General features: G+C 32.9%; 12 protein-coding genes and 1 riboswitch. Of the genes, 3 read left to right on the top strand and 9 right to left on the bottom strand.

Annotated features, from left to right (window positions below):
- Positions 1-82: 82 nt before the first annotated feature.
- Together LL038_RS11425 and LL038_RS11420 are read right to left on the bottom strand one after the other, a co-directional pair.
- A complete protein-coding gene (locus tag LL038_RS11425; RefSeq protein WP_216120564.1) occupies positions 83-2464 on the bottom strand; it encodes a homocysteine S-methyltransferase family protein in 2382 nt (793 codons plus the stop codon).
- The gene (locus tag LL038_RS11420; protein WP_216120507.1) at positions 2445-3107 is read right to left on the bottom strand and encodes a vitamin B12 dependent-methionine synthase activation domain-containing protein; all 663 of its coding nucleotides are present in this window, start codon (positions 3105-3107) and stop codon (positions 2445-2447) included. The genes LL038_RS11425 and LL038_RS11420 overlap by 20 nt, the downstream gene beginning before the upstream one ends.
- Before the next feature lie 146 nt (positions 3108-3253).
- Positions 3254-3360, top strand: a riboswitch (SAM riboswitch).
- A 143-nt stretch (positions 3361-3503) separates the two neighbouring features.
- Here LL038_RS11420 and LL038_RS11415 point away from each other — a divergent pair.
- From LL038_RS11415 to LL038_RS11405, 3 genes are all read left to right on the top strand, one after another.
- Positions 3504-4721: a cofactor-independent phosphoglycerate mutase gene (locus LL038_RS11415; RefSeq protein ID WP_216120508.1), complete on the top strand. Its 1218-nt coding sequence runs from the start codon at positions 3504-3506 to the stop codon at positions 4719-4721.
- A gap of 62 nt (positions 4722-4783) precedes the next feature.
- Positions 4784-6274 carry a threonine synthase gene (gene thrC, locus LL038_RS11410; protein WP_216120510.1) on the top strand — a complete coding sequence of 497 codons (1491 nt, stop codon included), beginning with the start codon at positions 4784-4786 and terminating at the stop codon, positions 6272-6274.
- A 97-nt stretch (positions 6275-6371) separates the two neighbouring features.
- Entirely contained in the window at positions 6372-7661 is a 1290-nt protein-coding gene (locus tag LL038_RS11405) for a homoserine dehydrogenase (protein WP_216120512.1), read from the top strand.
- A 72-nt stretch (positions 7662-7733) separates the two neighbouring features.
- Here LL038_RS11405 and LL038_RS11400 read toward each other — a convergent pair whose 3' ends face one another.
- From LL038_RS11400 to LL038_RS11370, 7 genes are all read right to left on the bottom strand, one after another.
- Positions 7734-8762, bottom strand: coding sequence for a glycosyltransferase family 2 protein (locus tag LL038_RS11400; RefSeq protein WP_216120514.1), 1029 nt, complete (start codon positions 8760-8762; stop codon positions 7734-7736).
- A gap of 223 nt (positions 8763-8985) precedes the next feature.
- Positions 8986-10101, bottom strand: a complete 1116-nt coding sequence (locus LL038_RS25690; protein ID WP_418921888.1) for a hypothetical protein — start codon at positions 10099-10101, stop codon at positions 8986-8988.
- A 206-nt stretch (positions 10102-10307) separates the two neighbouring features.
- The gene (locus tag LL038_RS11390) at positions 10308-11393 is read right to left on the bottom strand and encodes a tetratricopeptide repeat-containing glycosyltransferase (RefSeq protein WP_216120516.1); all 1086 of its coding nucleotides are present in this window, start codon (positions 11391-11393) and stop codon (positions 10308-10310) included.
- Between the two features lie 191 nt (positions 11394-11584).
- Positions 11585-13003: an IS1182 family transposase gene (locus tag LL038_RS11385; protein WP_253200382.1), complete on the bottom strand. Its 1419-nt coding sequence runs from the start codon at positions 13001-13003 to the stop codon at positions 11585-11587.
- Between the two features lie 161 nt (positions 13004-13164).
- Positions 13165-14310: a hypothetical protein gene (locus LL038_RS11380; RefSeq protein WP_216125051.1), complete on the bottom strand. Its 1146-nt coding sequence runs from the start codon at positions 14308-14310 to the stop codon at positions 13165-13167.
- Between the two features lie 16 nt (positions 14311-14326).
- Positions 14327-14593, bottom strand: a complete 267-nt coding sequence (locus LL038_RS11375; RefSeq protein ID WP_216125052.1) for a hypothetical protein — start codon at positions 14591-14593, stop codon at positions 14327-14329.
- A gap of 107 nt (positions 14594-14700) precedes the next feature.
- Positions 14701-16839: a glycosyltransferase family 39 protein gene (locus LL038_RS11370; protein WP_216125053.1), complete on the bottom strand. Its 2139-nt coding sequence runs from the start codon at positions 16837-16839 to the stop codon at positions 14701-14703.
- Positions 16840-17032: the final 193 nt, after the last annotated feature.

Here is a 17032-nt window from a genome sequence, read left to right as displayed (position 1 = left end):
AAAATAGAAATAAGCAGAAGGTAGTTAAACCTTCTGCTTATTTCTAGTTACGCTGGAGAGAGAGGTCATATGAGGTGCACTATTATTCACATTTGAATAATCTTCTTGCAAATTTAACAGTTTGTGTCGCGTCTTTTGCATAATAATCTGCGCCTATCATTTTTGCATACTCTTCATTTAAAACTGCGCCTCCAACAAGAACAGTGCAATCAAGGTTATTGTCACGAAGAGCCTTTATTGTTTCACCCATGCTTCTAACAGTGGTGGTCATAAGTGCACTTAAACCAACTAATTTAATATTACCACTACGTACTGCCTCAACAACTACATCCTCATGTACATCTTTTCCAAGATCTATTACATCAAATCCATAATTTTCGAGTAGAATTTTAACTATATTTTTACCAATATCGTGAATATCTCCACGGACAGTTGCAAGAACAATGGTACCTTTACTAATTTTTTTCTCTGTACTTGCCATCATTCTTTCTTTAATTATCTGGAAAGATTTTTTTACTGTCTCTGCAGATTGTAACAATTGAGGAAGAAATATTTCTCCACTTTCATATTTTTGACCTACAATATCAAGAGAAGGGATTAAATAGTTATTTACAACTTCCATTTCAGTCATAGTTTTTAAAAGTTCTTTTGTTATTTTTGAAGCTTCTTCCTTCATACCATCAATAATAATGCTCTTTAAATCTTTATTTGTAGTAATTACTTTACTTGTCTGTTTTCCCTCAAAGGTTGAGTAAATATCTATATATTTTTTTGACGCAATATCGTTATTCCATAAAACGTTAAAGGCATTAATTGTGGACATCATATCCTCAGATAGAGGATTGAGTATTGGTGCATCAAGTCCAGCTGTTAATGCAGCAGCCAGGAAGGTTCTATTTAGTATTCCCCTTTGAGGCAAACCAAAGGATACATTACTTACCCCAAGAGTAGTTTTAACCCCTAGTGTGCTTTTGACAAGCTGCACGGCTCTAATAGTTTCTTTAACCTCGCTTTGTTGAGCAGAGGCAGTTAAAACAAGACAATCTATTATAATATCTGATTTATCTATTCCGTATTCTGCTGCTCTTTTAACAATTTTTTGAGCTACTTTAAGTCTACCTTCAGCAGTTGATGGAATACCATTCTCATCAATGGTGAGTCCAATTACACATGCACCATATTTTTTAACTATAGGAAATACTGATTCCATTATTTCATCTTTACCATTAACAGAATTTATTAGAGGTTTGCCATTATAAATTCGAACCGCTGCTTCAATTACATCAGGCCTAACACTATCAATTTGAAGTGGAAGATTAACAACACTTTGTAGTTCTTTAATGACTTCAACCATAACAGCAAGTTCGTCAATTTCAGGAAGACCCACATTAACATCTAGTATATCTGCTCCTGCATCTCGTTGATTTATGCCTTCTTTAAGTATATAGTCCAAATTATTATTTTTTAATGATTCTTTAAGCTTTTTTTTGCCTGTAGGATTTATTCGCTCACCAATAACTCTTATATCTTCTCCAAGTACTACGGTTAGGGACGGTGAACTAACAGCTGTAAATTTTTTAACATCACGTTTTATAGGTTTCAAATCTTTTAACATATCAGATATATCTTTTATGTGCTGATTTGTAGTTCCACAGCAACCACCGAATATTGTAACACCCATCTCTGCCATGATTTTTGCGTATTGTGCAAATTCATGTGCATTAACATCATAAAATGCTTCTCCGTCTTTAAGTTTAGGAAGACCAGCATTAGGTTGAACTATAACTGGGATACTTGAGTACTTAAGTATTTCTGTAATTATTGGAAGCATTTCATTTGGGCCGAGAGAACAATTTACGCCAAGTGCATCTACTCCAAGGCTTTGAATTACATTAACCATAGTTATTGGGTCCGTACCAGTTAATGTTCTTCCATTATCCTGATAAGACATTGTACATATAACTGGCAGATTACTATTTTCCTTTGCTGCAAGAATAGCAGCTTTGGCCTCATAAATATCTGACATTGTCTCAATGATTATTATATCTGCGCCTTCCCTTGCACCAATTATTATTTGCTCTGCAAAAGTGTCATAGGCATCATTAAATGATAATGTTCCAAGTGGCTCCATCAATTGACCTATGGGCCCAATATCAAGTGCAACAAGTTTATCTTTAGCAGCACTTCTTGCTATCCTTACAGCACTTCCAACAATATCTTCCACACTGTATAATGTATTTTTAAGTTTATATCTATTTGCACCAAAGGTATTGGTGGTTATGACATCACTACCTACACTTAGGTATTCTAAATGTATTTTTTCTATGATTTCTGGGTGCAATATGTTATAACTCTCAGGTAATTCACCTCTTTTAATTCCATATTTTTGGAGCATTGTTCCCATAGCACCATCAAATAATAAAAAATCATTAAAATTTATTTTTTTATTCACAACATCCACCATCCTTTCTGAATTCACAACCTACATTTTTACAACTTGCGCATCCAGTATGCTTTTTTAAATTTTTAGTCCTACTAAGGCCTATAAGTGCGGTTACAGATTTCCTTGGAAGCATTATACTATTTTCAGTAATAGATAGTCCTATCTTTTTATATGCATTCAATACATTTAGTATTTCTGCTCCATTATCAATAGCGAAGTCTCCATAACCTGGACTATATCTAGTTGTAATATATAGATTATCTTTTAATGCGTTTTTCATGATTTCATCTTGGAGCTCATCACAAACATACTCTATTGCTGTGCTTGCGCAGGCATCCATAATTACACCTTTTGTTATATCAAATCTTGAGTAGTAGGCTAGTCGGCTATCCACAGCCGTTCCGAGAGTCGCAGCCATAACGACGCACTTGTCAGAGTTTATTAGAAGATCTTTTATATCCTTATCTTTTAAAACTAAAGTGCTACCTAATAGAAAAAGAAAACCATTTTTTCTTTCAATATCAAAAATTTCATATACTGAACTAGCTTTGCTTATATCAATTATTTCTTGAATGCATTCATCAATCAAATTTGTCATGTTTTTATCTATTTTTTGGTTTTTATATCCCAAATATCTTAAAACTTCATTTTTATCGATTTCCATAGTAGCCTCCACTTAGTTTTATACTAGAATAAGGTATAAATACAATAATTGCAAATATTATATTTATTAATTACATTAAATAGGCCTAGGTCTGCATTGACATTTATATCTGTATGAGTTACAATAAAAAAAATAATTTAATAAATTTCTTATTTAGAGAGGTGGAGGGACTGGCCCTATGAAACCCGACAACCGACATTTTTTTGATGTAACGGTGTCAATTCCTGCAGAACATAGTTCTGAATAATAAGAAATCAGTTTTTTACTTGTAGTAATACAGAAAACTGCTTTCTTACTTGAAGGCAGTTTTTTTAATAGGATCAAAAATAAAAAAAATTATTAGAAAATTTGAATAATTAAAAAGATTTATACAATAAACAATAAAGGAGTGTTAATATGAAGTATATCGTAGTACTCGGTGATGGAATGGCAGATTATCCAGTTAAGGAACTAGATAATAAAACACCTCTTCAATATGCAAAGACGCCTGCTATGGACTATATGGCAAAGCATGGTTTGCAAGGCTTAGTTAAAACTGTACCAAGTGGTATGCCAGCAGGAAGCGATACAGCAAATATGACTGTTTTTGGATATGATACAGCTGTGTATTATAGTGGTCGTTCACCTTTTGAGGCAGCAAGTATGGGGGTGCCAATGTTAGATACAGATGTTACATTTAGATGTAATTTGGTAACAGTATCGGAAGGCGAGCCATATGAGGAAAAGATCATGCTTGATCATAGTTCGGATGAGATTACAACTGAGGAGGCAAGGGTATTAATAAAAGATTTAAGTGAGTATTTAGAGACTGAGTCTATTAAGTTTTATCCAGGGATTAGTTATAGGCATTTAATAATATGGGACAAGGGTCCTTACTCATGGACACTTACACCACCTCACGATATACTAGGTCAAAAGGTAAAAGACTATATGCCGAATGGGATAGGTAGCGAGATATTCGATTCAATGACAAAGAAAAGTAATAAATTTTTATTGAATCACGATATAAATAAAGAGAGGGTCGCAAGAGGACTTAAACCAGCCAACTCAATATGGATTTGGGGAGAAGGAAAAAAACCACTCTTATCTAGTTTTTATAAAAAATATAATTTAAAAGGTTCAGTAATTTCTGCAGTTGATTTAGTAAAAGGAATTGGAATGTGTGCAGGAATGGATATTATTGAGGTAGAAGGTGCCACTGGAAATATTCATACTAACTTTAAAGGTAAAGCAAAAGCAGCTCTTGAAGAATTGAAAAAGGGCAATGATTTTGTTTATGTTCATATTGAGGCTCCTGATGAATGTGGACATAGATGTGAAATAGAAAATAAATATAAAGCTATAGAGTTTATAGATAACCAGATAGTACAGGTTATTAAAGATGAGATGGAGAAATTAGGTGAAGATTATAAAATGATAATACTTCCAGATCATCCAACGCCTCTATCTCTTAGGACACATACAAGTGATCCTGTACCATTTTTAATATACCAGAGCAATGATGAAAAAGAAAATGGGAATGACACTTATAATGAATTTACGGCGAAAGAGACAGGTTTGTATTTTCCAGAAGGATATAAGTTAATGGACTATTTTATAAAAGGCGAAAAATAAGAGCAACTAATATAAAAGTTATAAATGTAATCTATAAAAGATGAAGTGGGAGGAATAATATTATGAAGCAAATATATTATAAGAGTACACGTGGAAATGAAAAACTAGTGAAATCAGCAGAAGCTATTGCAAGAGGTCTTAGTGAAGATGGTGGTCTTTTTGTACCAACATCAATACCAAAACTTACTGCAAGCCTTGAAGAATTAAAAGGAATGGATTATAAAAAATTAGCATTTACTATAATGAAGGAATTTTTAACTGATTATGATGAAAAAGATTTATTAGAGTCTATAGACAAGGCATATGATAAAAAATTTGATACACCAGTTATTGCACCACTAGTAAAACATGGAGAAAATTATTTTTTAGAATTATATCATGGACCAACTTTAGCATTTAAGGATATGGCTTTATCAATATTACCTTATTTATTAAAAAACGCAGTGAAAAAATTAAACATAAATAAAGAAATGGTTATTCTTACTGCAACATCTGGAGATACAGGTAAAGCAGCACTTGAGGGTTTTGCAAATGTAGATGGTACAAAAATAATAGTATTTTTCCCACAAGAGGGTGTTAGCGAAATTCAAAAGAGACAGATGCTAACGCAATCAGGGGATAATACCTTTGTCATAGGAATTGAGGGAAATTTTGATGACGCTCAAAATGGCGTTAAGCAGATGCTTACAGATGATAGCCTTATTAAGAGATTAGATGATAATAATAAAATGTTCTCATCAGCTAATTCAATAAATATAGGAAGGTTAATCCCTCAGGTTGTCTATTATTTTTATGCGTATACTCAGCTTTGTAACAAGGGGGACATAAAAGCAGGGGAAGAGATAAATTTCTGTGTTCCTACTGGAAATTTCGGTAACATATTAGCAGGATATTATGCAAAGAAAATGGGACTTCCAATTAAAAAACTAATTTGTGCTTCAAATGAAAATAAAGTTTTATTTGATTTTATAAATACAGGTACATACGATAGGGTACGTGATTTTGTAATTACAATGTCTCCTTCAATGGATATATTAATTTCAAGCAACCTTGAAAGACTTTTATATGCTATTAGTGGGGAAAATACATCAAAGATAAAAGAACTTATGGACAAGCTTAAAAAAGATGGTAAATATGAGATTGATGATAATATGAAAGAAGAGTTAAAGGACTTCTTCGGAGGTTATGCAAGCGAAGAGGATACAGCAAAAGCTATAACTGAGGTTTATAAAACTACTAATTATGTAATTGATACTCATACTGCAGTCTCTTATGCGGTTTATAAAAAATATTTAGAAGAAACGAAGGATACTACAAAGACAGTTATCGTGTCTACAGCAAGTCCATATAAATTTACGCCTGATGTTATGAAATCAATAGATGCAAAATACTTTGGTTTAAATGATTTCCAATTAATAAAAGAACTTAGTAAATTAACAAAAGGTGATATTCCAGTGGGTATAAAGGATTTAGAAACAAGACCTATACTTCATAAAACTGTTTGTGAAAAAAATGAAATGCAAAAACAAATTGAAAAGATTCTTAATATTTAACAATATTTCAGAAGGAGATTTTCAATATTATAATAAATCAAAAAAGTACAGTGATTAATGGTGCTTTATATAAGGGTTTAGGAAAGGAGAATTCAACATGGAAAAGGTTAAAATAGCGATTTTAGGTTTTGGTAATGTAGGTACGGGTGTATGGAAAATATTGCATGAAAATAAAAAAGAAATTATGAAACGTTCAAATTATGAAATAGAAGTTGCCAAAATACTTGTAAAAGATATAAATAAAAAGAGAGATATTGAAGTAGACCCTGGAATATTAACAGATAATATTGATGATATTATTAACGATGAGAGTATAAAGATAGTTGTTGAACTTATTGGTGGAAGTAGCGAGGCTAAGGACTATATGATACGTGCAATGAAAGCAAAAAAACATATTGTAACTGCTAATAAATTAGTAATTGCAAACTGTAGCAAGGAATTATTTAAAATAGCTGACGCAGAAAATATATTATTTTATTATGAGGCAAGCGTAGCTGGTGGAATCCCAATAATACGTGAAATTAATGAGAGCCTCACAGCAAATAGGATTGAGCAGATTGTAGGAATTATAAATGGAACAACTAATTATATATTAAGCAAAATGACTTTAGATGGGAGTAGTTTCGATGAGGCATTAAAAGAGGCTCAAGATAAGGGCTATGCGGAAGCTGATCCGACGTCTGATGTTGATGGTTATGATGCTGTATATAAGCTTGCCATAATGTCTTCACTAGCCTTTGGAACAGAAGTGAATCATGATTGTATTTATAGAGAAGGAATAAGAAATATAAGTGCTGTAGATATAGAGTATGCTAAAAAATTTGGCTATACTATAAAACTTTTAGCAATAGCAAAGGAGATAGATAACAAGTTAGAGCTAAGAGTACATCCAACCCTAATTCCATCAACTCATCCTATGGCAAATGTAAATGATGTTTATAACTCAATTATGATAAAAGGTAATGCAGTTGGAGAGTTAATGCTGTACGGAAAAGGAGCAGGGGATCTGCCAACAGGAAGTGCAGTTGTAGGGGATATAATATCAATACTTCGAAATAATACAAAGCCAGTTGACCTAACAGAGACAGCATGCGTGGTTGAATTTAAGGAAGTGAAGAAAGCTAGGGAAAATGAATCTGAATTTTATATCAGACTCGATTTTAAGGATAAGGCAGGGGTTTTAGGAGATACAGCAAATATATTTGGAGAAAATAATGTTAGCATTGTATCAATTACTCAAGATGTAGAGCGTGGTGATCATTCCTCACTTGCATTTATAACACATAAAAGTGAAGAAAAGAACATAAGAAATTCACTTAATAAAATAATACAATTAGATAGCGTAAATAATGTGGAAAGTATAATAAGAATAGAATCATTTAATTAGTATTAAATTAAAAAAATCCTCCTGTAAATGATATATCATTTACAGGAGGATTTTTGTAAATATGAGGTCTATCTAATTACCTATTGCTTCACCTTTTGAAGTGATTTTTAAATCGTATATTTCAGGTGATCTATTTCCTTTAAAAGTTACACTATTTTTAAGTTCATTATAGCTTACAGTGTTTGCTACTATATATAAAGGTCTATTTTTACTCTCCTCAGAAATTCTTGCAATATATTGTCCCATAATAGCCATAAAACAAAACATTAGGCCGAACATCATTAAGCTAATTGAAAGAATTAATCCTAAGTTTAATATAGCGTTTTTATTAATCATTGAGGTTACAATAGTACCAATTAATAAAATAGTGCCTATTAATCCAGTAAATGCTCCAAAGTAGCCAGCAAATATTAATGGCTTATAAGAAAAGGAAGTTATTCCATCAAAAGCTAATGTAAACATTTTTTTTAGAGAATATTTTGTTTCACCAGCAAATCTTTCTTTACGTACAAATTCTACAAATGTTTGTTTATAACCAATCCAGCTAACTAAACCTCTTATATATCTGTTCTTTTCTGGCATTGAGTTTAGAGCATCGCATACTTTTCTGTCGATAAGTCTAAAATCTCCAGTATCAACTGGAATATCTATACTCGTCATGCTTTTTAGTAATCTGTAGTAGGCAGTAGATGTAAATTTCTTGAAAAAGGTTTCGCCAACTCTTTTGACTCTTTTGCCATATACTACATCGTAACCTTCCTTCCACTTTGATATCATGTCGATTATAGCTTCAGGAGGATCTTGAAGATCGGCATCTATTACAATAACAGCATCACCTATTGCCTGATTCATTCCAGCAGTTATAGCAGCTTGATGTCCAAAATTTCTTGAAAAATTTATAAGCTTTATATTTTTATCTGCCCTACATATGTTTTCTGTTTTATTTCTTGTTGCATCGCGGCTTCCATCATTAACAAATAAAATTTCATATTTTCCTTTAGTACTATCCATAACAGATTTTAATCTTTTGTAACTCTCATCTATAACTAGTTCTTCATTATACAAAGGTACTACTACTGAATAAATAATGCCATTACTCATTACTATCATTCCCTTCAAATCAATTTTTTTAATTAATTTTCAACGTTTCTCTATAATTAAAAGTATAAGGGGAAATTGTAGCATCAGTATCAAATCAATATGTGAACTTTATGTGATAATTCATATAAGTATTGTTTATTCTTAAATAAAAAGGCTGCCTATGATAGGCAGCCAATTAAGCTAATGAGGTAATTTGATATTTGTTAAAATCAAGCTAATATTGTTAAACAATTCTGAAAATAGATACGGTTCCAATAGGTCCAACTAGACCTACCAATACTATACTAATAGGCCCACCTGAATTGTTAACAAATCTGAAAGTTTCTCCCGCTGTTGCTGCATAAATCCTATTAGAGCCAGTTATTAATGGATTTGTTGCTGTAACAGATATACCGGCAACGATACCACGTAGGGATGATACTAAATCAATCTCTATAGAAACTGTTCCAGGATTTGGAGTAACAGCGATTTTCCAGTCGATTACATATACACCTGTTGTATTAACTGTAAATACACCTGTTGCTGGATTATAACTTAAATCAGGTCCAACAATAGCTACATTATCATAAATAATAGTGCCTCCAACTGGAATCGATAATCTATTTGTTGTGATGACACCATTTGCATAGGAATTAAAACTTGGACCAGTAGCTCCAGTTGAACCAGTAGCGCCAGTAGCACCGGTTGCACCAGTAGGACCAGTAGCACCAGTAGATCCAGTAGGACCTGTTGGGCCAGTAGGACCAGTAGCACCAGTAGGGCCAGTAGCGCCAGTAGGACCGGTTGGGCCAGTAGGACCAGTAGCACCAGTAGGACCAGTAGCACCAGTAGGGCCGGTTGGGCCAGTAGGGCCAGTAGGACCAGTAGGGCCGGTTGGGCCAGTAGGGCCAGTAGGACCTGTTGGGCCAGTAGGACCAGTAGCACCAGTAGGGCCGGTTGGACCAGTAGGACCAGTAGGTCCAGTAGGACCGGTTGGGCCAGTAGGGCCAGTAGGGCCAGTAGGACCAGTAGATCCAGTAGGACCGGTTGGGCCAGTAGGACCAGTAGGACCAGTAGCACCAGTAGGACCAGTTCGTCCAGTAGGACCAGTTTCACCAGTAGGACCAGTAGGACCAGTAGGGCCAGTTCGTCCAGTAGGGCCAGTAGGTCCAGTTGGGCCAGTAGGTCCAGTTGGTCCAACTATACATTTCACACAATCGGGATGGCAAGGATCGCAAGGGTCGCAACATTTGTGTTTGTCACAGCCATCGTGTTTGTCACAGCAATTGTGTTTGTCATCAGAATGTTTTTTTTCTTTAATAAAATAGTCATAAGTTTCATCTTCTTTATTTTTACTCAATATATACACCTTCCTTATTATTAATACTCTATTTATTTAAAATGCTTGTATTTTCTTTTATTTAGAATGCTTGTACTTTTTATTTAAAGCTTGTACTTTCTTTATATAGTATGCAGATACTTTGTTTTGTGTTAAACATATATATTAAAAAATATAGATTAGATTATAATCTATATTTTTATATAATATAAGTGAAATAAATATATTTATAAACTTTCTAAATATATTTTATGATTGTTTAATAACCTTTCATCATTAGGCGCAAGCTTAACCGCAAGCTCTGAGAATTCTATTGCCTTATCTATCATATTTAAATTATAGCATCCTAATGCTGCCAAATCATAAGGAGTATAGTCCCAAGCATTTGCATCGTTAGCAAATGTAAATGATTTTTCCTTGATTTTTAATGCCTCAGTTGCATAATAATAAACACTAGACCAATCCGCCTCTCTGTAAGCTAGTAAAGACAGGTCTATATATGGCTCCCTCGATAAAATAGATTCACTTATTGCCTTGTGGAACCATTTTTTACTATTTAAAAAATCTCCCTTTTCACAATATGATTTTCCAATAAATCTCATGGAAGATGATCTTTCATCTTCCCAATTTGATGTTGGTAGTGCTAAATACTTTTTTAAGGTTGAAATACAATCGTCCCAGCTACCTTCAAACATATATTCGCGGCCAAGATAATATAGATTTCTACTACTGTTAGGGTTTTCTTCCATAGCCAATTTTAATAATGGAAGATTTAAACTTCTGTTTTTTGATACGTCTGGATAATGATTGTACACCAGGCCTTTAATATAGACTTCTTTTTCCTCTTTATCACCTATATATTCTAAAATTTCATGTGTTGGATATATCCATTTATATCCGTGTCTTGCATGAATTCTTGACCAGGTATATTGTACGGCTGGTGAGCCATCTGCATTAAAGCTCCAATTATACAGATATGAACCTCTTGTGGTTTCTTTATTCCATGAATTTTCTAGACAATCTCTCCAACCATCCTCTATAACATCATCAAGATCAGAGGATACACAAATATCTATATCACCTGGAATAAATTTTAAACATTCATTTCTTGAGTAATCAAATCGAAATGGAGTAGCAATAAGCGAATAAACAATAGCACCTCTTTCTTTTAGCTTGTTAATTGTATCATCGGTAGAGCCTGTATCTACAACTACAACAATGTCAGCGTTTTCGACATGATCCATCCAACGATCAACAAATTTTTCCTCGTTTTTACAGATTGCATATACACAAATTTTATATTTATTACTCATGTAAAAACCTCCAATTAAACAATTAGTTATAATACATTTCATTATATGATTATAAATAATTAGCGGTGACATAGCATTGCTCGTAATACATTACACTTATTCTAAAAAAGAAAAAACAACCAACAAATTGTTGGTTCAGGTTGTTTACAAACCCAGTATAATTTTTTATTGTACTGGGTTTTTATATGCAATTATGCGATAGCATTTTGATTTATAGATAAATTAGTAACATGCAACAGGTTTTTAGTTATAAAATAAAAAAACATGGAAGATAGTAGGCTAGCTATCTTTTTCATATTTTGCACTGCTGCTGTAAGCAGACACTGCTCTTGCACATTTTCTAATCCGCGCATATGGCAATAGCGAAGCCCATGCAGTTGTTTAGAATCTGCGAAGCTTCGCTCTATAGTTTCTTTCCTTCTTCTATATATATTTCTACCCTTATCCGTTTTGGTAAACTTTACAACATCTTCTTTATACATTTCCCAAACATGTCTTCTAACAGTTTTAACCTTACTTTTATCAGAAAAACATTGAGTTCTATTTGGGCATTCTTTGCAATCTTTTGCATTCCCAACATACTCTTTATATCCATCTCTAGTTGTCGTTTTATAATGCAAAGCCCTTAAGTCAGGGCAAACATATATGTCCTTCTCTTTAACATATTGAAATTTATTTTTAGTGTACATTCCTTTTGTATGTGGAGACCTTCTATATCCCATTACAGATTTTAATTCTCTCTCAAATAGTTCTTTACATATAAGATTTGTAGCATAACCAGCATCGGCACCAACATATTTTGTATTAAAATTAAATTTTTTTATTTGCACATCCAATCTATCGATATAAGGATCAACATCATTTATATTTCCAGGAGTAACATAAACATCAGTAATTATATTGTGTTTACTGTCCACAGTTCTGTGATCTAAATAGGAGAAGCCTTCCGGCTTGCCATCTCTCATCATATATCCGCTGTCGGGGTCAGTTGTGCTAACTTTAATTTCTTTTATTATGGTAACAGGTTCTTTCACTTTCAAAGGTCTTTTACCGTGATTTATTCTATCTTCCTCTACAGCTTTATTAAGATCAGCTACATATTCTTTAGGTGTTTTTTCAACTTCAATTTTCACAAGCTTTCGCTTATTAGCATTTGCTTTTAGGTGTGTAGAATCTGTGTAAAGTATTTTACCAGTTACCATCTTAAGATTTATAGCCTTAAATACGACTTCGTCAAATATTTTTTGGAACACGTCAGTTCCTTTAAATCGTCTACGTCTATTTTGGCTAATTGTTGAATGATCTGGAATAACATCAGTAAGGCTTAGTCCTAAAAACCATCTATAAGCTACATTTACTTCAATTTCCTTTACAAGTTGTCGCTCAGATTTTATTCCAAATAGGTATCCAATAAACAGCATTTTGAAGAGTAAAATAGGATCTACGCCAGGTCTTCCATTATCTAAACAATAATATTTTTGAGTCAATTCTCTTATGAAAGAGAAATCCATGTATTTATCTATATTTCTGAGAATATGGTCTTTAGGAACTAAATCCTCTAAATATACCATTTCTAATTTTTGTTGTGTGAAGTTCTTTTCATTAATCATAACTAAACCCTCCGAATTATAAAGTTTGTATACTATATATATTCGACATTGATGTTGTAAAATCCTTTTTGAATATGAAAAAAAACACTCCAATTTTAAATTAGAGTGTTTTACATTTTATGTTTGTCAACAGTCTGAACCAACAAATTGTTGGTTGTTTTTTAGTTACTTTGATCATTAAGTAAATGAATTCTAAATGAGTAAAGCAAATCGATTATAACTATAAATAATACTACAGAAGCTATGATTATAAAATTAGTTGATGTGTTATATAAAAAAGGTAGATAACATACTAATGAAATAAAAGGCATTAGTATGGCTATATAAAATTTCTTTGGGAAGCAAAAGGCATATAGTAGTGAAATTATGTCTGCCATAAAGAAATACCTCTCATGCATTCTTGGTAACAAAAATGGAATAATTATAACAAACAATAAGGATAATTCTATAATATTCTCATATTTAATGATTTTTATATATTTAATACCTACATAAAATATGAAAAGAACAACCAAAAGTGTAAATACAATTCCAATATTACCTATAAGGGTTGTATTGCTAAAGATATTACTAGTGAACCATTGGTATATTGAGGGCGCGTTATATGTTAAGTTTTTATATTCACTAGACTGGTTAACATAAGTAAGCAAAATATCTTTTAAGGGTCTACCCACAATTACACTAGGTATGCTTAGAGCCAAGTAGGACATAGGTAAGAGCAGTAAATGATATATTTTAATCTTATTCTTAATTAATAAGATACCGAACAATGGTAGTAAAAATATTGCTTGGAGTTTAAAAGATAATGCAATTCCATAAAATATCAATGATGTGATTGGCTTTTCACGTAATATATAATATATAGAACCAATAACAAAGGAAGTAAATATTATGTCGCATTGAGCCCATACAGATCCATTAAATATAACTGTAGGAATGAAGAGTAGAAGTCCAAAAGCTAGGTATCCAGCCTTTTCATTTCTATATAAAACATTAACAATTTTCATAACGAAAAAAGCAGCCATTATTTCAAAAACAAAAGATATCATTTTTACATAAAACAACTTATTTATACTTGTATATGTGCCTAGTGTTAATAAGTATAGATAGGGTGGGGAGTAATCACCCAGTGAATTTTTTAAGGCGCTAAAGCCGCCACCTGTTTTTATAGTATCAAACCAACGGCTTACAAAGGCAGTATAGTCTCCGCTTGTAAATGGCAGGCCATGAATTCTAACAATTAAAGCAAGCCATATAATACATGCTAATATAAGAAATTTTTTAAGAAATTCTTTCTTGTTATCCATAAATCTCCTCCTGAACTTAGTTTACTGACTTTTGGGAATCTCCACTTGGAGGATTTCCATTAGGTTTAGTACCACTTTTATTTTTAAAATCACCTTGAGGTCTTGTACCATCTTTTTTGCCCCAATTACCTTGTGGCATTTTACCATTTCTACCTTGAGGGGAACTACTACTTGTTGCATGGCTTGTGGTATATTTGTATGCATATACAAAGGTTCCCATCATGCCCGAAAGAGTTATTATAAGTGCTAAGACTAAGATTGATAAATTCTTTTTTATTTTCATTGATGTACCCTCATCTTTCTTGCTCCTTTAAATTTTTTAGTAAAAGCAGATTCTATATGTTTTCATACAGAATCTGCTTTTTAAAATAAGGTTAATTATAATTAATATTATTTTGTAGTATCAGCACCTTTTAAATCATATAATGCCTCAGATGTTTGACCTCCAAATCTTTGAGTCATTGAATTTGATGTTTTTGCAGTTGCTGCCTTAGTAGTTGTAGTATCTTTCCATTTACTCTCTGCAACTAGTGTGCCGGCTTTTTTAGCCCATGTCATAATATCGCTAGTTGAGCCACCACCGCCACCTTGGCCTCCAATCATTACATATCTAACTCCGCCACTTTTAACTAGTGCTTTAAACTGAGCTAGTGTTATTGCTTTATCAGTTCCAAAGAAGCCCCAAGTCATTACAGATTCACCAGTTTTAATTATTATATCTGATGCAATACCGCTAGCAGATGAAGTTACAAGGATATATTTTTCAGTTGTTTTATTAGCCAGTAAGAATTTCGTTAACTTATCATTACTAGAATCACTTAAAGAACCCATGCCTGCATTCCCATTTTTACTGCTAGAAATTAAACTTAGTCCTGCAGATGGGAATGTTCCTGATTCAGCTCCAAATAAAGTAGTTGCAGACCAAACCGTAGGGGTTATTAGTAGTCCTATTAAAGCAGTGCCTACTAATATCTTCGAAAACTTCAAATTATTATTTTTCTTTAACTTAAGAATAATAAGTATTATTGAAGATACAAAACATAAAATAGATAAAGCTATCATTAAAATCTTAGTAATACTAGAAGTACTGTAGAAGTAAGATAAAACAAATAACTGAAGTGCTCCATCTACAATAAGTGTTACTGGTAAGATCCAAGATTTCCATCCGCTTTCTGCAAGCAGTTCCCACATAGAAACAATTCCGATTCCTGCGAGTGCCGCAATTGGTGCAGCGAGCATAGTTAAGTAATAAGGATGAAATAAACCTGTTGTGAAACTGAAATATATAAATTCAGGAATTAACCACATTGTCCATAATAGTAAATCTAGTTTTCTCTTGTTATTAAAAGCAGGTTTGAATTTTTCTTTTAATATTGCTGCGAGGAATCCAAGTACTGCAATAGGGAATAACCATATTATTTGATCAGACATACCAGTAGTAACAAATAATCTTGTAACGCTTGATACTGCGCTACCACCCATACTGCTGTTACCGCCACCACCGCCTGATTTTCTACCTGTTGGCATTTTGCCACCACTTGGCATTCCACTAGGTCTAGTTCCAGTAGGGGGAATACCACCTTGCATTCCGCCTTGAGCATTTGTATTACTAGAAGCGCTTGAACGGGTAGATTTTGTAGCAGAATTACTAGTAGCTGTAGTGCTTGTCTTGCTTCCTTCGGTTATTTTAACTTGAGTTTTAGCTTTACCCATACCACCACCGCCGCCAGTAGTACTGCTTCCAAGTCCAAGTCTTTCAAGTCCATTATGTCCAATTATAAGTTCTAGTTCTGAGTTATTTGTACTACTTCCCACATAAGGTCTGTTTGCAGCAGGTATTAAATCTACTACTATTGCCCATGAGAATGAAACAACAAGTAATACAAGCGTTCCACAGATAAGATGAATTATCCTCTTCTTAAGAGAAATTGCACTTGATAGGAGGTAAACTAAGTATATAGCTGGAACAGCCATATAAGCTTGAAGCATTTTTATGTTAAAACCAACACCTACAACCGCTAAGCTTATTAGAAGATATTTAAATTTCCCTTTCTCGGCAGCTATAGAAATAAACCAGCATGCTATTAGAAGAGTTAAAACAAGTAAGTTATCGCAAGTGTTATTTCTACTTACTGCAACAAACATTGGGGTTGTTGCAAGAAATAATGCTGAGAGAAGACCGGCTGGAGTTCCAAAAGATCTCTTAACAATTTTGTATATTACAAAAACTGAGATTACTCCTGCGAGAGCCTGTGGAAGAAGAATACTCCAACCACTATATCCAAAGATTTTAGCAGAAATAGCTTGAAGCCAAAAACCTAGAGGCGGTTTATCAATGGTCACAAAGCTTGCTGGGTCAAAAGACACGAAAAAGAAATTTTTCAAACTCATAGTCATACTTTTTACACCAGCAGCATAATATAGATTTGAATAACCCTCTATGTTTAGATTAGCAAAATTTAAGATTGCAGATAATATTAATATTAATGACAGTAAAATCTTTTCTTTAGTAAGTTTTATTTTTTTCATTTTAATTTGCTCCTTTTTAGAATGGTTTGACCGTAAAATAGGCCTTTCCATAATTAGTTTTAGTGTATATTTTTTATCCCCCCATTTTATTTCAAATACAGTTTGTATATTATTTCTAAGTGGACTACTTACTTCTCTATAAATAAGATTATAATCATAAATTGTAGTAGTAGTATCAAATAATTATGTGAGC

It is taken from the genome of Clostridium estertheticum, assembly GCF_026650985.1.
Classification (GTDB): Bacteria; Bacillota; Clostridia; order Clostridiales; family Clostridiaceae; genus Clostridium_AD; species Clostridium_AD estertheticum_C.
This window is presented reverse-complemented; position numbering and strand designations above follow the sequence as displayed.